Origin of the sequence: Olsenella sp. oral taxon 807 (assembly GCF_001189515.2) — a bacterium.
Taxonomy (GTDB): Bacteria; Actinomycetota; Coriobacteriia; order Coriobacteriales; family Atopobiaceae; genus Olsenella_F.
This window is the reverse complement of sequence record NZ_CP012069.2, coordinates 2,352,674-2,367,271: the sequence shown is the minus strand read 5'-3', so window position 1 is coordinate 2,367,271 and position 14,598 is coordinate 2,352,674. Positions and strand designations below refer to the sequence as shown.

The 14,598-nt window shown below is 66.3% G+C and carries 28 protein-coding genes and 1 other RNA gene; 25 read left to right on the top strand and 4 right to left on the bottom strand.

Features of this window, described 5'->3' with window-relative positions:
- Window positions 1–12: 12 nt before the first annotated feature.
- The 3 genes from ADJ70_RS10235 to ssrA all read left to right on the top strand — a co-directional run bounded on the left by ADJ70_RS10235 (window position 13) and on the right by ssrA (window position 1,415).
- The gene (locus ADJ70_RS10235; RefSeq protein ID WP_050341171.1) at window positions 13–156 is read left to right on the top strand and encodes a rubredoxin-like domain-containing protein; all 144 of its coding nucleotides are present in this window, start codon (window positions 13–15) and stop codon (window positions 154–156) included.
- A gap of 122 nt (window positions 157–278) precedes the next feature.
- A complete protein-coding gene (locus tag ADJ70_RS10230; protein ID WP_050341169.1) occupies window positions 279–950 on the top strand; it encodes a YoaK family protein in 672 nt (223 codons plus the stop codon).
- A gap of 98 nt (window positions 951–1,048) precedes the next feature.
- Window positions 1,049–1,415, top strand: a transfer-messenger RNA (tmRNA) gene (ssrA, locus tag ADJ70_RS10225).
- A 138-nt stretch (window positions 1,416–1,553) separates the two neighbouring features.
- Here the strand turns inward: ssrA and xerC are convergent.
- From xerC to ADJ70_RS10205, 4 genes are all read right to left on the bottom strand, one after another.
- Window positions 1,554–2,666, bottom strand: a complete 1,113-nt coding sequence (gene xerC / locus ADJ70_RS10220) for a tyrosine recombinase XerC (RefSeq protein WP_172674486.1) — start codon at window positions 2,664–2,666, stop codon at window positions 1,554–1,556.
- Window positions 2,667–2,816: 150 nt separating this feature from the next.
- The gene (locus tag ADJ70_RS10215; RefSeq protein ID WP_157051506.1) at window positions 2,817–3,023 is read right to left on the bottom strand and encodes a hypothetical protein; all 207 of its coding nucleotides are present in this window, start codon (window positions 3,021–3,023) and stop codon (window positions 2,817–2,819) included.
- Window positions 3,024–3,078: 55 nt separating this feature from the next.
- Window positions 3,079–3,816, bottom strand: coding sequence for a hypothetical protein (locus tag ADJ70_RS10210; protein ID WP_172674485.1), 738 nt, complete (start codon window positions 3,814–3,816; stop codon window positions 3,079–3,081).
- A gap of 16 nt (window positions 3,817–3,832) precedes the next feature.
- Entirely contained in the window at window positions 3,833–4,480 is a 648-nt protein-coding gene (locus ADJ70_RS10205) for a S24 family peptidase (protein WP_050341161.1), read from the bottom strand.
- 167 nt (window positions 4,481–4,647) lie between these two features.
- Between ADJ70_RS10205 and ADJ70_RS15715 the strand changes: the two genes are divergently transcribed.
- The 22 genes from ADJ70_RS15715 (at window position 4,648) to ADJ70_RS10105 (ending at window position 14,547) form a co-directional block, all read left to right on the top strand.
- Entirely contained in the window at window positions 4,648–4,800 is a 153-nt protein-coding gene (locus ADJ70_RS15715; protein ID WP_083443953.1) for a helix-turn-helix transcriptional regulator, read from the top strand.
- Window positions 4,801–4,828: 28 nt separating this feature from the next.
- Window positions 4,829–5,101 carry a hypothetical protein gene (locus ADJ70_RS10200; protein WP_050341159.1) on the top strand — a complete coding sequence of 91 codons (273 nt, stop codon included), beginning with the start codon at window positions 4,829–4,831 and terminating at the stop codon, window positions 5,099–5,101.
- The gene (locus ADJ70_RS14725; protein WP_050341157.1) at window positions 5,101–5,469 is read left to right on the top strand and encodes an ImmA/IrrE family metallo-endopeptidase; all 369 of its coding nucleotides are present in this window, start codon (window positions 5,101–5,103) and stop codon (window positions 5,467–5,469) included. The genes ADJ70_RS10200 and ADJ70_RS14725 overlap by 1 nt, the downstream gene beginning before the upstream one ends.
- Window positions 5,470–5,610: 141 nt before the next feature.
- The gene (locus ADJ70_RS10190; RefSeq protein WP_050341155.1) at window positions 5,611–5,805 is read left to right on the top strand and encodes a helix-turn-helix transcriptional regulator; all 195 of its coding nucleotides are present in this window, start codon (window positions 5,611–5,613) and stop codon (window positions 5,803–5,805) included.
- A 187-nt stretch (window positions 5,806–5,992) separates the two neighbouring features.
- The gene (locus ADJ70_RS10185; protein ID WP_157051504.1) at window positions 5,993–6,202 is read left to right on the top strand and encodes a helix-turn-helix domain-containing protein; all 210 of its coding nucleotides are present in this window, start codon (window positions 5,993–5,995) and stop codon (window positions 6,200–6,202) included.
- Between the two features lie 76 nt (window positions 6,203–6,278).
- On the top strand, window positions 6,279–6,665 hold the full coding sequence (locus ADJ70_RS10180; protein ID WP_050341151.1) for a hypothetical protein: 387 nt from the start codon (window positions 6,279–6,281) through the stop codon (window positions 6,663–6,665).
- Window positions 6,662–7,714, top strand: coding sequence for a DUF1351 domain-containing protein (locus tag ADJ70_RS10175; RefSeq protein ID WP_050341150.1), 1,053 nt, complete (start codon window positions 6,662–6,664; stop codon window positions 7,712–7,714). Before ADJ70_RS10180 ends, ADJ70_RS10175 begins: the two co-directional genes overlap by 4 nt.
- Window positions 7,714–8,478: a phage recombination protein Bet gene (gene bet / locus ADJ70_RS10170; protein WP_050341149.1), complete on the top strand. Its 765-nt coding sequence runs from the start codon at window positions 7,714–7,716 to the stop codon at window positions 8,476–8,478. The genes ADJ70_RS10175 and bet overlap by 1 nt, the downstream gene beginning before the upstream one ends.
- 12 nt (window positions 8,479–8,490) lie before the next feature.
- Window positions 8,491–8,970, top strand: coding sequence for a single-stranded DNA-binding protein (locus ADJ70_RS10165; protein ID WP_050341146.1), 480 nt, complete (start codon window positions 8,491–8,493; stop codon window positions 8,968–8,970).
- A 46-nt stretch (window positions 8,971–9,016) separates the two neighbouring features.
- The gene (locus tag ADJ70_RS10160) at window positions 9,017–9,877 is read left to right on the top strand and encodes a conserved phage C-terminal domain-containing protein (RefSeq protein WP_050341144.1); all 861 of its coding nucleotides are present in this window, start codon (window positions 9,017–9,019) and stop codon (window positions 9,875–9,877) included.
- Entirely contained in the window at window positions 9,861–10,589 is a 729-nt protein-coding gene (locus ADJ70_RS10155) for an ATP-binding protein (RefSeq protein ID WP_172674484.1), read from the top strand. The genes ADJ70_RS10160 and ADJ70_RS10155 overlap by 17 nt, the downstream gene beginning before the upstream one ends.
- Entirely contained in the window at window positions 10,582–10,926 is a 345-nt protein-coding gene (locus tag ADJ70_RS10150) for a hypothetical protein (protein WP_050341140.1), read from the top strand. Before ADJ70_RS10155 ends, ADJ70_RS10150 begins: the two co-directional genes overlap by 8 nt.
- A complete protein-coding gene (locus ADJ70_RS10145; RefSeq protein WP_050341138.1) occupies window positions 10,913–11,098 on the top strand; it encodes a hypothetical protein in 186 nt (61 codons plus the stop codon). Before ADJ70_RS10150 ends, ADJ70_RS10145 begins: the two co-directional genes overlap by 14 nt.
- Window positions 11,059–11,496: a hypothetical protein gene (locus tag ADJ70_RS14720; protein ID WP_157051503.1), complete on the top strand. Its 438-nt coding sequence runs from the start codon at window positions 11,059–11,061 to the stop codon at window positions 11,494–11,496. Before ADJ70_RS10145 ends, ADJ70_RS14720 begins: the two co-directional genes overlap by 40 nt.
- Window positions 11,493–11,639 (top strand): hypothetical protein, encoded by a 147-nt coding sequence (locus ADJ70_RS14715; protein WP_157051502.1) that lies wholly within the window; start codon window positions 11,493–11,495, stop codon window positions 11,637–11,639. The genes ADJ70_RS14720 and ADJ70_RS14715 overlap by 4 nt, the downstream gene beginning before the upstream one ends.
- A complete protein-coding gene (locus tag ADJ70_RS10135) occupies window positions 11,636–11,950 on the top strand; it encodes a hypothetical protein (protein WP_050341133.1) in 315 nt (104 codons plus the stop codon). The genes ADJ70_RS14715 and ADJ70_RS10135 overlap by 4 nt, the downstream gene beginning before the upstream one ends.
- On the top strand, window positions 11,940–12,227 hold the full coding sequence (locus ADJ70_RS10130) for a hypothetical protein (protein ID WP_050341131.1): 288 nt from the start codon (window positions 11,940–11,942) through the stop codon (window positions 12,225–12,227). The genes ADJ70_RS10135 and ADJ70_RS10130 overlap by 11 nt, the downstream gene beginning before the upstream one ends.
- A complete protein-coding gene (locus ADJ70_RS10125; RefSeq protein WP_050341129.1) occupies window positions 12,224–12,595 on the top strand; it encodes a hypothetical protein in 372 nt (123 codons plus the stop codon). Before ADJ70_RS10130 ends, ADJ70_RS10125 begins: the two co-directional genes overlap by 4 nt.
- Window positions 12,592–13,122, top strand: coding sequence for a hypothetical protein (locus ADJ70_RS10120; RefSeq protein WP_050341127.1), 531 nt, complete (start codon window positions 12,592–12,594; stop codon window positions 13,120–13,122). The genes ADJ70_RS10125 and ADJ70_RS10120 overlap by 4 nt, the downstream gene beginning before the upstream one ends.
- Entirely contained in the window at window positions 13,119–13,475 is a 357-nt protein-coding gene (locus ADJ70_RS10115; RefSeq protein ID WP_050341126.1) for a DUF4406 domain-containing protein, read from the top strand. The genes ADJ70_RS10120 and ADJ70_RS10115 overlap by 4 nt, the downstream gene beginning before the upstream one ends.
- Window positions 13,475–13,951 (top strand): class I SAM-dependent methyltransferase, encoded by a 477-nt coding sequence (locus ADJ70_RS10110; RefSeq protein WP_050341124.1) that lies wholly within the window; start codon window positions 13,475–13,477, stop codon window positions 13,949–13,951. Before ADJ70_RS10115 ends, ADJ70_RS10110 begins: the two co-directional genes overlap by 1 nt.
- Window positions 13,948–14,547 carry a hypothetical protein gene (locus ADJ70_RS10105; RefSeq protein ID WP_050341122.1) on the top strand — a complete coding sequence of 200 codons (600 nt, stop codon included), beginning with the start codon at window positions 13,948–13,950 and terminating at the stop codon, window positions 14,545–14,547. Before ADJ70_RS10110 ends, ADJ70_RS10105 begins: the two co-directional genes overlap by 4 nt.
- The last annotated feature ends 51 nt before the right edge of the window (window positions 14,548–14,598 follow it).

Sequence of the window (14,598 nt, the reverse complement as noted above, 5' to 3'; positions counted from 1 at the left end):
AGAGGATACGCAATGGTCGACGAGAAGAAGACGTACAAGTTCCGCTGTTTGGTCTGCGGCTATGAGGTCGAGATCGATACTCCGGAGTTGCCTGAGGACTACGTCTGCCCCGTGTGCGGCGTTGGTCCTGACCAGTTCGAGCTGGTGGAGGAGTAGCCTCCCGATACTAGGGTTACGAGGCGTGCGTCTGTGTCGGAGGGGCCCCGAGCTAAGGTCCGTGGGTCCCTCCCTTAGCCGACCCATAGCACCTAAGAGCTGTGAGGATCTGAGGGGGATAGATGAAGCACGCCGAGCAAACGTCTGAGTCCGTCGAACTCGCGCTGTTCCTAGCGCTTTCCGGTGGAGTTATGGATGCCTACTCCTATCTGGTCAGAGGGCACGTCTTTGCCAACGCCCAGACGGGAAACATGCTGCTTCTGGGTGTCAATCTCTCGCAGGGAAACTGGGACCAGTGCATGCACTACCTGTCCCCGGTACTCTTTTTCTCCGCAGGCATTGCGATGGCGCACGGCATCAAGCTGCTCCTCAAACCCAAGCACCTGCACTGGCGCCAGCTCGTGCTACTGATAGAAGCCGTGCTCCTTGTGATCGTGGGCTTCGTGCCAGAGGGGTTCAATCTCATCGCCAACGGCCTGACGTCGCTTGCCTGTGGCATGCAGGTCCAGGCCTTTCGCAAACTTCATGGCAATGCCTTTGCCACGACCATGTGCATCGGCAATCTGCGCAGTGGCACTCAGTCCATGGTGAGCTACGCACATACGCATGAGCGTGAGCAGCTCGAGACGGGACTGCTCTACTCTTTTGTGATCGTATGCTTCACCTGCGGCGCGGTGGCGGGCAGTTGGCTGATAGGACCTTTGGGCCTTAGGATGATTCTTGCGAGCCCGGTCCTTTTGATGGTGGCCTTTGGCATCATGTTCATTGATCGCGAGGGACGCAAGCATGGCTAAGATGCTAAAATGGGTACATGCGTCATGGTGTCGTACGGGGCGCGCAATGCCGGGCGCTGATATCGTAGGGATGGCAGCATGCCTTCCGTTGATCGTATGGGGGTGACTGGTTTCGACAGGGTATGTTTGAGGTGGGCAGCAAGCCGTGGTCTCCTCGCCACGCTAAACAGGGGTACCGTCAAATCTAATTGACGACGAAGATTCTTATCAGGGCGAGTACGCCCTCGCTGCTTAACATATAAGTAGCCGTCTAACGGGAAGTCTCTCCCGCTTCCCGGGCGACGTCATCTGAGGGAGATGCGCGCGTGGACGTGGTTGGTATGCCGTGCGCTAAGTTTGAACCAGCTGGGACGGAAAGCGTCCGTCACCGGACGATCCCGTCTAAGATATTAGCGGTGACTGAGCTTGGAGACACCTGCCAGGAATATGCTTTGGACCGGAGTTCGACTCTCCGCACCTCCACCATGCGCACTCAAGCCCCCTCACCTGTATTCTTGCAGGTGAGGGGGCTTTTTTGTGTTTGAGGGAGACTCTTTTGCGCCCGAGAATCGCCCATATTCTCACGTATCCTGTCGTGGCGTTAGCCAATGGTTAGCCAATGGCCTAGACCCTCGGCACGATGTCCGAGACGCCCCTCGCCGCGTCCGTGGCGTCCGGCCTGACGTAGCGCCGGTACGTCGTGACGATGTCCGAGTGCCCCAGGATGCGGGACAGGTCCTCCACCCTGCCGCCCGCGTGGAGGTACGACGTGGCGAAGCTGTGCCGGCAGTTCTCGACCGTGACATGGGGGACGTCAAGCCCGCCCGCGTCGCACCACGCGAGGAAGCGGTCCCACCTGTGGCGGGCGGTCGACGGCGAGACCCTGCCGCCGTCAGCGCCCACGAGCACGGGGCCGTCGCGCGGTCCTGGCAGCGCCATGAGCGCGTCGGCCACGTCGGGCGACACCGGCACGTCGCGAAGGGAGTGGGCCGTCTTCGGCTCCTTGAGGTCATGGGTGCCCTCGCCTCGCGAGACCATGAGGTACGCCCGCCTCACGCGGCAGGTGGCGGCACCGAGGTCCACGTCGGCCCAGTCCAGGCCGTAGCGCTCCTCGGGGCGAAGGCCCATGAGGAGCCCCAGCAGCCCCAACGCGAGGCAGAACCCGCCGTCGGCCGCCGCGTGCCCGCGCAGGGCCGAGACGAGTGGGGCCATGGCGTCGAAGGTGGTCAGCACGACGCCGTTGTCGCGCCTCCTCCCCTCGGGCGGCAGCGAGTAGCGCGCGGCGGCCACGTTGGACGCCACCAGGCCGTCTCCCATCGCCTGCCTCATGACCGTGCCCAGCACGCCCAGGGCCTTCTGCGCCACCTTGCGCGTCGCGCAGCCGTCCACCATCCTCTGCACCATCGGGCGCGTCACGTCGCGCACGTCCACGGCCTCGAACGCCGGGCGCAGCCTGAGGCGCAGCTCCCTCTCGTAGGTGTCCCGCGTGGACGCGGCGAGGCCGGCCGTCGTCGGCCACCACCACCTGTCCACGTAGTCGCCGAACGTGCAGCGTCCCGATCGGTTGCGCCGGGAGTCCCTGAGGGCGACCAGCTTGGCCCGCTCGACCTTGGCGGCGCGCAGCGTGCGGCAGGTGACGCTCTTGCGGTCGCGCCTGCCGTCCAGCGTGAAGCCGACGTACTCGCGCACGTCATACACGTACGTGCCGTCGGCGAGCCTGCGGCGGGTTATGGACATGGACGGCCCCTGTCGCTCGATATCCAACATCGCCTTGTCATGCCCTTGGTCCCATCCCGGGATACGAGGCTTTCCCATGCATCGCTATGCGTCCCATGTGGCCTTGTTTCACTGCCCGTCTTGCTTGGGGAAGGAAGGATGACCGTCACGTCAGTTAGGGTGGTTCCTCTTGAGTACGAAATCGGTCTGTCCCGGCTTCCACTCGAAAGCCCCCCGCTTCTGTTGGCTGACTATCTCCCAGCCTTCCTCTTGGAGCTTGACGAGCTCAACGGCTCCCTCCTGTGACCCCGTGTCAATGGTTACCTGCTTGACCTCAGCTCTCGGTCCGTCATTGCTCTTGCGTCCGAACAGTCCCATACTCACTCCGTTCCCTCGGTCTTGCCTGTCCTGTGCCTTCATTCTGCGTCACCGCTCACTCGATTCGGTAAAGAGTCTTCTGTATTTCATCGTGATTTCTCGTGACACTCGACACTACGAGCTCGCCAGCGACGAGCTTGTACCACGCGACATAGAGCGACTCGTTGCACCACAGGCTCAGATGGGCTTTTCCGATTCGTCCGTCTGAGAGGTAGTCGATGGTTCCGAGAGTCTGCTCTGGACTCGGGTGGACCTCGTTGAATTGCTCCAACTGCCTAAGCGTCATGTGACGGGGTCTCTCGAGTCCGGCGGTGAATTCTATTGTCGCCACATACTTCGGGGTTCTGCCAGTCGGCATTAGTGGGTTGATGCGCGCCCATGCGTAGTGTTCGGGAAGCCATGACGCGACGTCCGTGATGGGGTGTGTATTCGAGAGGTCGGCACGTATCCTGTCAAGAGGAGCGATTCTATCGAGCATAACAGAGAGGCTTCCAATGTGCGCTCCGATGTCCTGGAGAGCTTTGGCGTCCGCATACCATATGTTATGTGGCTCTGGGTCGCCGTCGTCCAGGTAGACGTTCGCACTTACATAAACCCCTGGACTAAAAGGAAAGCCCGGTAAGTCTAGGTTAAGGGGCGCCATCACCCTCACGGGCGCCGTACGTTGGCGTTCGATCTCCCTGGCGTCCTCGTCCGCCCACATCTCACTCTCAAGACGTCTTTCCACTTCCCTTCGCGTCTCCTCGATGCTTCTTTCCAAAGACTTTTCGGTGTTACGTCTAAACAGTCCCATCATTTCCCCCGTTTAGCTACGCCCGCCATCCATCTGGCGCGGCATAGCTGATGGCGCGTCCTATCGATCGAAACTCGGGAGCGTCTGGGTCAGCGCGATCTATTGTACGATCCCTGTACTCGGAGTCATAGCTTTCGGGATGAAGCCTTACCGCGTCGCCGTCGTAGAACACGCGCTTGAGCGTCGCATCGTCCCCGTTGACAAAAACGGCTCCGACGTCCCCGTCACGGATCTCCATGTCGGGGTCTATAAGCACCAACGCACCCTCCGGAAAAAGCCTGTTCATGGAGTTCCCCGCCACGACCAGCCAGAACGCTCTCTCATGGCCGCGCCACAGATCATCGCGAGTGGCGTGCCATTCGTCGGCCTGCTGGATTGCCTCGCGCGCCTCGCCTGCGGCGATGCGTCCAAGCACTGGAATACGATGCGTGATTCCCCTTTCAAAATTTCCTGCAAACGACGGGTCATCATCTAATCCAAGTAAGTAGGTCATAGACTTTCCCGTGGCGTCTGAAATCTTTGAAAGAATGCTCGATTTTACGTCCCTAGCGCCGTACTCGTAATTTTGAAGGGCTTGGACAGTGATTCCGGCTATTTCGGCAAGATCAGCCTGAGTAAGCTTCGCATGAGTTCGAGCAGCCTTTATTTTGTTGGGGTACTTCATACCAATCTCCCTTGTATAAACCAACATATGTAGATATTTACACAAAATTTTGCTTGCGAGAACCAACAAAAAGATATATTCTCTAACTGTAAGACACCAACAAACATTGGTATTCTGGAGGTGATGACGTGAGAAGAAACCTAAGGGCAGAACGAATTCGGTTTGGGATGTCTGCTGAGGAGGTTGGAAAGAGGATCGGTCGATCCGCACATTCAGTCCTTCTGTATGAGCTTGGGAAAGTAGACCCGCCCGGCACGGTAGTGGTCAAGCTCTCAAAACTCTATCAACGAGAGCCGGAATACCTGATGCGCAAAAGCTAAAGACAAACCAGAAAGAAGGGAACCAGACATGACCGAGAACCAGATGCCCGAGCTCTACGGGCGCCACGACTTTGCGCTCTCCACGGACGAGGAGGGCAACCCCTGCGTGCGGGAGTACGGCACGCCTTGGATGTACACGCCCGGGGACCGCTCCGGGCACGGGTGGGACTCCGCGCGCGGGGAGCGCTACGGGGGACCGCTCTACGAGTGCGACGCGCTCGTGGCGGCGCACGCCCGCGAGGCCTGGGTGGCGGAGGCGAAGGAGGCCTGCGTGCACTTCGGGATCGCGGGGGACCGCTGATGGCGGTCGAGGTCCCACGGAGCGTGAGCGTCCTCGGTCTGGCATACGCGGTCGAGACCGCCGACATGGACGGCGAGGACGGGTCGGTGTCACCGGCGAGACAGCTCATACGGCTGTCGTCGGGCCTGTCGGCCGAGAAGAGGGAGCAGGTCTTCCTCCACGAGCTGGTGCACGCGCTGCTCGACCAGCTCGGGTACGCGGACCTGTACGGGGACGAGCACCTGGTGCAGGGGCTCGCGATCGGGCTGCACCAGGCACTCGCGGGCAGGGGCGGGGTCCCTACTTCCTCCGACTCGGGGTCTGGGACAGGGCGCTCCCTGCCGCCGACTTCGACGCCTTGCCCGTGCGGCCGTCCCTCAGGACCCTAGACGCCGCGCTCGCCGCCTTGCGCGAGGTCTGCTTCGTGTTCTTGGCCATGCGATCACCTCCCCTCGCCTCCTTATTACATAGGGAGTATACCGCATGTTGCGAGAACCTGAGTTCCTGATACCAAAGATTGGAGGTGGGAGATGAGGTCGAGGCTAAAGGTCGTGCTCGCCGAGAGGCGACTGAGGCAGAAGGAGGTCGCGAGGAGGCTCGGCGTGGACAAGTCCTCCGTCTGGCGCTGGACGACCGACGAGGGCATCGCGCAGGCGAGCCTGGGGACGCTTGCGTCGCTCGCGAGGGCCGTCGGGTGCGAGGTCGAGGACCTGTACGAGATGTAGCGAACCAGCGCGAGCGCCCGGGAGGCGCGGCCGGCTCTCCGCACCGCGTCCCGCATAGCGCGGGGGCGGACCGCAAGGGCGACGCCGGCAATCACTGGCGCCGGCGGGCACCTCCTTTCGGCCCCGAGGCCTCCCTGACCCGGCCGCGCGCCCCAGGCGCTCGCAAGACACACGGATTGGAGACGGAATGACAACAACAGCAACTGTGCAGGGAGAGAGGCTCGGCGAGCTCGCCACGTGGTCGCTCGCCGAGGCGTCCAGGGTGACGCGCGTGCCCCTGAGGACGCTCTACAGGAGCGTCAGGGACGGCGACCTCAAGGTGGTGGCGCCCCGTGGCGCCAAGAGGGGCTGGCGGGTCCTCGACGCCGAGCTGAGGAGGTGGCTCGGATGCTCATAGACCGGCCGGACGCCCCGGTGATGGCAGCCCTGGTCGTCGTGGCGCTGGTCACGCTCGTCCTGGCGATGGTCGCGTCATGACGCCGGACCGGATCATCATCCCCGGGCGCCTCGTGGGGCTCAACGAGTACACGAGGGCCTGCCGCTCCCACCGGGCGATGGGCGCCAGGCTCAAGCGCCAGCAGACCGAGCTCGTCGCCTGGTACGCGCGGGCGGCGGGGGCGCACGGGCACGAGGGGCCCGTCGAGGTCACGTGCGAGTGGCACGAGCGGGACGCCAGGCGCGACCTCGACAACGTCGCGTTCGCGGCGAAGTTCGTGCTCGACGGCCTGGTCATGGCCAAGGTCATCGCAGGCGACGACCAGGCGCACGTCACGGGCATAGAGCACAGGTTTTTGGTAAGTCCCGACTGGCCGCGCGTGGTCGTGGAGGTCAGGGACGTCGAGAGGAAGGAGAAGAGATGACCACGAGGAAGAGGAAGGCCGAGGAGGTCGAGCCGACGCTCATAGAGCCCCCGAGGATACTGGCGGGCGCCGAGGAGTGGCTCCGTGACCAGAGGGAGAGGGTCGAGAGGCTCGCCAGGGAGTACTCGCCGCACGAGATCACGACGGCGCAGGACTACCGCGACTCCAAGAGGGCGCGCACGGCGGCGCGCAAGGCGATCAAGGAGGTCGAGGACTCGCGGCGCGAGCAGGTGGGGGCCATCAAGGACGCCGTCCGCGAGTTCGAGGCCGAGGTGAGGGACCTCCTCGCGCCGCTCTCGGGCGTGGACGAGGGGTACCGCGATGCCATAAGGGCCTGGGAGGCCCTCGTCGTCGAGTCGCGCCTGCAGGCCATCGAGGCCTGGTACGTCGAGGAGGGCGGCGTCGTGGTGGAGGCCGTGCCGTTCTCCAGGATCCTGGACCGCTGGGGCGCCGAGGGCAGGTGGCGGAACTACGGGACGAACGAGGTCGCCATCAAGGAGGACCTCACGCGCCGCGTCCGCTCCATCGAGGTCGACCTCGCCGCCATCGACGCCCAGCACATGGACGACGAGGAGAGGATGGCGCTCAAGCAGGACTACCTCTCCACGCTCGACATGAGCGAGGCCATGGGCCGGGCCGCCGAGAGGCGCCGCCAGAGGGAGGCCCTGGAGGAGGACGCCAGGCGCAGGCGCGAGGCCGAGGAGGCCGAGAGGGCGATGCGCGAGGCGGCCGAGCGCGAGCGCGCCGAGGAGGAGGCAGCCGAGAGGGCCCGCGAGGAGGCGAGGCGCGCCGACGCCCTCGCCGAGGCGCAGAGGGCCAGGATGTACCGCATGGCGATCGGCCAGGACGCGCCGGACCCCACGCCGACGTCCGACCCCTACCCCGACGAGGAGGAGCCGACGCGACCCGCCCCCGAGCCGGGACAGGCATCCGGCCCCGCCCGCACGCTCGTCTTCGAGGTCACCGTGCCCGAGCCCGTGGTCGGGCAGTTCGTCGCCGCCATGCGCGCGATCGACGGCGTGCACGGCCGGAAGGTGGGTGAGCGGTGATGGAGGGCGCGATCGTGGAGTTCAAGGCATCCGACGGCTCCGACGTCAGGCTCTCGCCCGGCATCGTGGCCAAGTACATCGTCACGGGCGGCCAGCAGGTGGACGACCGCGAGCTCTTCTCCTTCATGGCCAAGTGCCAGGCGAGGAGGCTCAACCCGCTGGCGGGAGACGCCTACATGACGGCGTACCGCAACGGCAAGACCGGCAGGGTCGAGGCCAGCGTCATCGTCTCCAAGGACTACTTCGTGCGCACGGCCACGCAGCAGCCCGGCTTCGACGGCATCAGGGCCGGGATCGTGGTCGTCGCGAGGGGCGCGTCGGGGCTCTCGTACCGCGAGGGGACCATCTGGGGGCGCCAGACCGAGAGGCTCGTCGGCGGGTGGGCCGAGGTCTACGACAAGGGTCGCGCCCACCCGAGCCGCTCCGAGGTCAGCCTCGACGAGTACGACCAGCACCGCAGCCTCTGGAAGACGAAGCCCGCGACGATGATCCGCAAGGTGGCGCTCGTGCAGGCGCTGCGCGAGGCGTACCCGGGCGCGTACGGCGGGATCTACGACGGCTCCGAGATGCCGGGGGACGACCGGGCGCCAGAGCCTCCCGCCGAGGCGTGCGACCCGGTCGCCTACGAGGCCGAGGCCTCCGAGCAGTCGGAGATGGCGGGCGAGGCCGAGGCGATGGGCCGGGAGGCAGAGGCGACGCAGGCGGCGCAGGACGCAGAGGCGGGCTGGGAGTCCGGCCTCGCCGACGAGGACTACGAGTTCTAGGGAGGATGGGAAATGTCGATCAACTCAGTGTCCATATCGGGGAACCTCGGCCGAGACCCCGAGCTCCGCGTGACGCCGACGGGCACGTCGGTGCTCTCGCTCTCGGTGGCGGTCAACGACCGCGTAAGGGACCAGCAGACCGGGGAGTGGCGCGACCGGGCCAACTGGGTGGACGTCGTCGTGTTCGGCAGCCGGGCCGACGCCATAGCGCCCTTCCTGGCCAAGGGCTCCAAGGTCGCCGTCTCGGGCAGGCTCCGCTGGAGCCAGTGGCAGGACAAGCAGACGGGCGCGAACCGCTCGAAGCTCGAGGTCGTCGCCGGCGAGGTCGTGTTCCTCACGCCGCAGCAGCAGCCGACCAACCAGGCGCCACAGCAGGCCCCGCAGGGACGGACGTACGCGCCTCAGGCGACGCAGGCGGCCCCACGGCCGCAGGCGGCACCAGCCTACGCGCCGCCCGCTCAGGGCGTGTACGACGAGGACATTCCGTTCTAGGGGGGTTCGCATGCACCCGACGGGACGCGAGGGAAGGTAGGCGGCCATGCAGATATTCGACAGCATAGTCGACGGGTCAAAGGCACTCCCGAGGGAGGAGAGGGCCATGCTGCTCCTCGCCGTCATCGACTTCCTGCATGACGGCGAGGAGCCGGACCTTGACGGGATTTCCGAGGGGATGTTCATGATGATCCGGCCGACGCTCGAGAACTCCCGCACCCGCTCGGAGGCGGGCAGGAGAGGCGGAAGGCCATCCAGGCAAGGTGATGCCGAACCGGAGCCGGAAGCAAACGATAAGCAAAACGATAAGCAAACGGCTAAGCAAACGGCTAAGCAAAGCGATAAGCAAACGGCTAAGCAAACGGCTAAGCAAAGCGATAAGCAAACGGCTAAGCAAACGGCTAAGCAAAGCGATAAGCAAACGGCTAAGCAAAACTCCGAAAAATCGGAAAGCAAAACGCCAAGCTATCAAGATTCCTATTCCCATTCCTATTCCAGATCCCCTTCCCAGGGGGAGGGGGTGCAGGGGGAGGGGGGCGACGGGGCGGAGGAGGCCACCGAGCGCGTCATCGCCCACCTCAACGCCGCCTGCGGCACGGCGTACCGGCCAAGCTCCGCGAAGTCGCGCCAGCTCGTCGGGGCCAGGCTCCGCGAGGGCTTCAGCGCCGAAGACTGCGAGCGGGTCATCGACAACATGGCCGCCAGGTGGCTCGGCGACGAGAGGATGCGCAGGTACCTGCGTCCGGAGACGCTGTTCAACGCCACGAAGTTCGAGGGCTACCTCAACGCCGGCCCGCCGAGGGCGTCCCCGGCCGAGGCGATCGCGGCGAGCCTCGCCGCCTACGACGAGGGCGCCATCGAGTGGGTCCCCGTCGAGGATGGGGGCGGCGATGTTCAGCGGGCATGAGCTCTTCCGCAGGAACGGCGGGACGATGCCCCCTGGCGGGTTCCCGACCGAAGAGGTCTGGGCGATGAACACGGCGACGGTCGCCGAGGTCGACGCGGCGATCGCGGCGATGCGCGAGGAGCGCCGCGACAGGGACTCCGAGGCCAGGCTGAGGGCCCAGGATCGCGAGGCCGCCAGGCTCGCCGAGGCCTGCCGGGCGGCGGGCGTCCCCGAGAGGATGCTCTCCGTCCCCATCGACGCCAGGCGCGTCGGGGCCATGGCCAAGGGGCGCGGCCTGTGGGTCTTCGGGCCGGTGGGCACGGGCAAGACCTGGGCCGCCTGCGCCGCGATCAAGGGGTGGGCGTCGAGGGGGCTCGGCAGGGCGCGTCTCGTGCCCGTCGTGGCGATGCTCGCCGACCTCAGGGACTCGATCGGCTCTCACGGCGAGTCGTCCGCCACGGCGGCCTACTCGCAGGCGCCGCTGCTCGTCCTGGACGACCTGGACAAGGAGCCGCCGACGCCAAGGACGCTCTCGAAGCTCTTCGAGGTCATCGACACGCGGTACTCCCACCTCCGGCCGACCGTCGTGACGAGCCAGCGCGGCCCCTCGGAGCTCGGGGCCTTCCTCGGCTCCCAGGGAGACGCCGCCACGGCGGCCGCCATCGTGTCGAGGCTCAGGGGCTCCTGCGACCTCGCGCAGACCTCTGGGGAGGACAGGAGGCCCCATGGCTAGGGTGACGACGCTGGAGCCCCTGCTGTGGCCGCTCATGGAGGGCCCGTCGGTGGACGCCGGCCGCTGCGTCGTGTGCGGCGCCGCGTGGCCCCTGAATCGCCACCACGTGGTGCGCAGGGGCGCCGGGAGGCTCTGGCGCGACGGCAGGGAGGTGCCCAAGCCCACCCTCACGCTCTGCGGCATGGGCAACGCGAGCGGCTGCCACGCCCTGGCGCACGCGAACCGCCTGCACTTCCGCTGGGTCGGGCGCTGGGAGTGGGTCCTGCTCGACGAGCCGACGAAGTACCACGTCGCGCTCTCCATGGACGGATGGAGGCCAATCGATGTGGGAGGTTGAGACGACCGGCGAGGTCGAGGCCACCTGCGACGCGACGGAGGTCGCCCGCGCGCGGGAGTGGTGGGACGAGAGGCACGGCGACCCGAGGGCATCCGAAAATCTGGATAGGAACGCCAGGGACGAGGAGGACGAATGGTGGTACGGGAGAAGGAAGACGAGGCCGAGATGGTGACGGAGGCGGGCAAGGCTCACGCCGGGATCGACCCGGAGGTCATCAGTCTCGCGAGTAGTCTCACGGAGGAGGGCACGTGGGTGAGGGCGATCCTGGCCCAGAAGGCCATGGGGAGGACGCAGGCGATGGTCAGGGACGACACGCACGATGGGAAGGTCGCCTACCGGATGGAGGACGACCTCGACCTCCCCCGCGAGATCGCGGATGCGCACGGGCGCAAGAGGCTCCTGCACGCGGTCAGGGAGAGGCTGGGACCCGTGGCGGACGTGGCTCGCCAGCTGGAGGACCTCGCAGACGAGGCCCACGCCTGGGAGGGGGTCCTCGTCGCGGCGGGGGACCTGAGGGGCATGGCCAGGGACCTGCGCGAGGCGCTGAGGGGAACGGGGGTCGAGGGATGAGGTACTGGGTCCACGCAGACACGTTCGACGTCATCCAGGCGGCGCTCAACCTCGCGGCCGCGCTCGGCGCCACGCAGGCTGAGCTCGACCGCGCGATGGAGGACGTCAGGCGGGCCAACGAGGAGAGGGGGCGGTACCGGTGACGCCGCAGGAGGAGCTCGCCAGGCTGATGGCGGATAACCCGGGGCTGCCCGTCCTCAAGATGGGCGGGGACGGCACCGGAGAGGACCTCGACTGGTACGTCCTGGAGCTCGCGGGCGCCCGCCTCGGCAGGTGGTGGTCGTATGACACGCGGGTCTACGACGACAGGGACGACGTGGTGGACGCCCTCATCGAGGACGGCATGGCGGAGGCCGAGGCCGAGGGGGAGGCCGACCGCCTGCCCCACGGCAGGTGCATATGGGCGCACATGCGATATGCGAGCCTCAGGGAGGGAGACGGCGATGGGATGTGACGCGTACGAGGCCAAGTGGGTCAGGTGCCGCAGGCCCCACCGGTGCTCCTACTGCGGAGAGCCGATCGCGGCCGGCGAGGAGGCCCTGCTGGAGCACGGGATAGACGAGGAGGGACCCTTCTCGCGCCACGCGTGCCGGGAGTGCGAGCCCTTCCTTGAGGGCTTCTGGGACTGGTGCGGGTGCGAGAGCGGGGACGTGCAGGGAGAGTTCGCGCTCTACCTAAACATCGTCCGCGCGGAGGAGCGGGAGTGCGCCGAGATGGAGGAGGGAAGATGAGTGACGAGAGGCGCGATGTGGCAAGGAGGCTGCTGGAGTGCCGCAGGGACGCACGGGAGTACGACGACCGCGAGGCTGACGTGGCGCTTGCACCGAAGCTCGTGATGAAGAACGGGAACTCCATGTATCGCAACGTCGCGGGGTCTCTGGAGGAGGGTGGGAACTTCAGCCTCGGCTATGAGCAGGCGATATACCGCCTGGCCGACCTGATCGACCCGACGTGCGAGGCGAACAACCTCGCGGACGGCGAGTACTACTGCTCGGAGTGCGGGAGCAACCTCGGCATCGAGATAGAGGACGAGTCCCTGCTGCCGAACTACTGCCCTGAATGCGGGGCGAGGGTGACGGGAGATGAGGACGAGGGATGATCACGAGTGACGAGCGCCGCGCCATCGCGGCGAGGGCAGACGAGGTTACGTTCGACATGGGCAGCGTCGCGCGCGACGTGCTGAGAGGCCTGCTCCATGTCCTCGGGATCGAGAGCGAGGGGGTGTCGATGTGGTACACGGATGGGTGCCACGCGCTCGCCCGCATCCGCGAGCTCTGCGAGCTGCCTGACGACTGGTACGTCGAGAGGGGCGACGAGGAGCTGGCCGCCCACGGGCTCCTGCGGGCGCCCAGGGACGCCGACGGGATGCCGATACTCCCGGGCGACATGCTCCAGACCACGCTCGGCGGGACCGGGGTCGGGGAAGTGACCCACATCGAGTACCAGAAGGGGGCCGTGATGGTGACCATCGGCTTCGAGCACGACTCAAGCGTGACGGACCTCGGCGCGTCACTGGCCGACGAGATAGACCGCTGGGTGGACTCCGAGCAGGACCCGGACGAGCCCTACGAGCCGCTTCGGTTCATCGCCCGCCGTCTGCGGAAGATAGGAGGGGCCGCGAGATGAGTGGCCTTAAGGGCAAGTTCGTCTTCCTCTCGGGCCCGGTCACGGGCCTGGCGAGGGAAGACGCGTGTCAGAGGTTCCTGGACGCCGAGATGACGTGCATCGGCGTTGGTGCCAGGTACGTCTTCAACCCGATGAAGCGCGTGGCTGCCTACTTCACCCACGAGGAGGCCATGCTCGTGTGCCTGGGGGAGCTGGCGGCGACCTTGATGGGCCCCTCCACCGAGTACGACCTCCTGGTCTCGCTGCCCGGCTGGGAGGGCAGCGCGGGCGCGAGGCTTGAGCGCGCCGTCGCCGAGGCGATCGGCATCCCCTGCGCGGAGCTGGGCGAGCTGAGCGAGCTGGGGGGCGAGTGATGGGCCCCGCTCTTGACGTGTGCTGCGGGCCGAGGAGCTTCTACTTCGACAAGGCCGACCCCAGGGTCACGTTCTGCGACCTCCACCCGCGCCACATGACGCTCTGCGACGGCCGCGCCCTCGACGTGAGCCCGGACGTCGTCTCCGACTTCCGCGACCTACCGTTCCCCGACGAGTCGTTCTCACTCGTGGTCTTCGACCCGCCGCACCTGGACGTGGGCGCCGGATGGCAGGTGGGCAAGTACGGCAAGCTCGACCCGAAGGGATGGAGGCGCGACCTCACGGAGGGCTTCTCGGAGTGCCTTCGTGTGCTCAGGCCGGGCGGCGTGCTGGTCTTCAAGTGGTGCGAGTACCGCATACCGCTCAGGGACGTGCTGGCATGCTGCCCGGCGACGCCCATTCTCGGCAACCGCAGGCCGAAGGCGAGCAAGACGCACTGGGTGCTGTTCATGAGGGAGGGGGCGAGCCGGCCATGAGGGTCCTCTGCGCCTGCGAGGAGTCGCAGGCCGTCACGTCGGAGCTCAGAAGGCTCGGGCACGAGGCATACAGCTGCGACCTGCTCCCGACGGGCGGCGCGCACCCGGAGTGGCACGTCCGGGCGGACGCCGTCGAGGTCGCCAAGCTCGCGTGGGACATGGTCATCGCCTTCCCGCCGTGCACGCACCTCGCGTGCTCCGGCGCCAGGTGGTTCGGCGAGAAGAGGCGCGACGGCAGGCAGCAGTCGGCGATCGGGCTCTTCCTCGCCCTCGCGACGCTCGACCACGTGCCGAGGGTGGCGGTGGAGAACCCGGTCGGCATCATGAGCCGCCTGTACCGCAAGCCGGACCAGGTCATCCAGCCGTGGCAGTTCGGCCACCCGGAGACCAAGGCCACGTGCCTGTGGCTCAGGGGCCTGCCGCCGCTCGTGCCGACGCATGACGTGTCAGACGAGATGGCGCGGCTCCCCGACGCCATGGCGCACCGGGTGCACCACATGGCCCCGGGGCCGGACAGGCAGAGGCTCAGGGGAAGGACGTACCCGGGCATCGCGAGGGCGATGGCGGAGCAGTGGACGAGGGAGGACGGAAGATGACCGCGACCGTGGCTCGAACCTACTCGAACCTACTCGAACCTACTCAAACCG

Excerpts from the sequence above, each read along its gene's own strand:
- ADJ70_RS10235 (WP_050341171.1), top strand. The coding sequence starts at position 13 with ATGGTCGACGAGAAGAAGACGTACAAGTTCCGCTGTTTGGTCTGCGGC.
- ADJ70_RS10230 (WP_050341169.1), top strand. The coding sequence starts at position 279 with ATGAAGCACGCCGAGCAAACGTCTGAGTCCGTCGAACTCGCGCTGTTC.
- xerC (WP_172674486.1), bottom strand. The coding sequence starts at position 2,666 with ATGTCCATAACCCGCCGCAGGCTCGCCGACGGCACGTACGTGTATGAC.
- ADJ70_RS10215 (WP_157051506.1), bottom strand. The coding sequence starts at position 3,023 with ATGGGACTGTTCGGACGCAAGAGCAATGACGGACCGAGAGCTGAGGTC.
- ADJ70_RS10210 (WP_172674485.1), bottom strand. The coding sequence starts at position 3,816 with ATGGGACTGTTTAGACGTAACACCGAAAAGTCTTTGGAAAGAAGCATC.
- ADJ70_RS10205 (WP_050341161.1), bottom strand. The coding sequence starts at position 4,480 with ATGAAGTACCCCAACAAAATAAAGGCTGCTCGAACTCATGCGAAGCTT.
- ADJ70_RS15715 (WP_083443953.1), top strand. The coding sequence starts at position 4,648 with ATGTCTGCTGAGGAGGTTGGAAAGAGGATCGGTCGATCCGCACATTCA.
- ADJ70_RS10200 (WP_050341159.1), top strand. The coding sequence starts at position 4,829 with ATGACCGAGAACCAGATGCCCGAGCTCTACGGGCGCCACGACTTTGCG.
- ADJ70_RS14725 (WP_050341157.1), top strand. The coding sequence starts at position 5,101 with ATGGCGGTCGAGGTCCCACGGAGCGTGAGCGTCCTCGGTCTGGCATAC.
- ADJ70_RS10190 (WP_050341155.1), top strand. The coding sequence starts at position 5,611 with ATGAGGTCGAGGCTAAAGGTCGTGCTCGCCGAGAGGCGACTGAGGCAG.
- ADJ70_RS10185 (WP_157051504.1), top strand. The coding sequence starts at position 5,993 with ATGACAACAACAGCAACTGTGCAGGGAGAGAGGCTCGGCGAGCTCGCC.
- ADJ70_RS10180 (WP_050341151.1), top strand. The coding sequence starts at position 6,279 with ATGACGCCGGACCGGATCATCATCCCCGGGCGCCTCGTGGGGCTCAAC.
- ADJ70_RS10175 (WP_050341150.1), top strand. The coding sequence starts at position 6,662 with ATGACCACGAGGAAGAGGAAGGCCGAGGAGGTCGAGCCGACGCTCATA.
- bet (WP_050341149.1), top strand. The coding sequence starts at position 7,714 with ATGGAGGGCGCGATCGTGGAGTTCAAGGCATCCGACGGCTCCGACGTC.
- ADJ70_RS10165 (WP_050341146.1), top strand. The coding sequence starts at position 8,491 with ATGTCGATCAACTCAGTGTCCATATCGGGGAACCTCGGCCGAGACCCC.
- ADJ70_RS10160 (WP_050341144.1), top strand. The coding sequence starts at position 9,017 with ATGCAGATATTCGACAGCATAGTCGACGGGTCAAAGGCACTCCCGAGG.
- ADJ70_RS10155 (WP_172674484.1), top strand. The coding sequence starts at position 9,861 with ATGTTCAGCGGGCATGAGCTCTTCCGCAGGAACGGCGGGACGATGCCC.
- ADJ70_RS10150 (WP_050341140.1), top strand. The coding sequence starts at position 10,582 with ATGGCTAGGGTGACGACGCTGGAGCCCCTGCTGTGGCCGCTCATGGAG.
- ADJ70_RS10145 (WP_050341138.1), top strand. The coding sequence starts at position 10,913 with ATGTGGGAGGTTGAGACGACCGGCGAGGTCGAGGCCACCTGCGACGCG.
- ADJ70_RS14720 (WP_157051503.1), top strand. The coding sequence starts at position 11,059 with ATGGTGGTACGGGAGAAGGAAGACGAGGCCGAGATGGTGACGGAGGCG.
- ADJ70_RS14715 (WP_157051502.1), top strand. The coding sequence starts at position 11,493 with ATGAGGTACTGGGTCCACGCAGACACGTTCGACGTCATCCAGGCGGCG.
- ADJ70_RS10130 (WP_050341131.1), top strand. The coding sequence starts at position 11,940 with ATGGGATGTGACGCGTACGAGGCCAAGTGGGTCAGGTGCCGCAGGCCC.
- ADJ70_RS10125 (WP_050341129.1), top strand. The coding sequence starts at position 12,224 with ATGAGTGACGAGAGGCGCGATGTGGCAAGGAGGCTGCTGGAGTGCCGC.
- ADJ70_RS10120 (WP_050341127.1), top strand. The coding sequence starts at position 12,592 with ATGATCACGAGTGACGAGCGCCGCGCCATCGCGGCGAGGGCAGACGAG.
- ADJ70_RS10115 (WP_050341126.1), top strand. The coding sequence starts at position 13,119 with ATGAGTGGCCTTAAGGGCAAGTTCGTCTTCCTCTCGGGCCCGGTCACG.
- ADJ70_RS10110 (WP_050341124.1), top strand. The coding sequence starts at position 13,475 with ATGGGCCCCGCTCTTGACGTGTGCTGCGGGCCGAGGAGCTTCTACTTC.
- ADJ70_RS10105 (WP_050341122.1), top strand. The coding sequence starts at position 13,948 with ATGAGGGTCCTCTGCGCCTGCGAGGAGTCGCAGGCCGTCACGTCGGAG.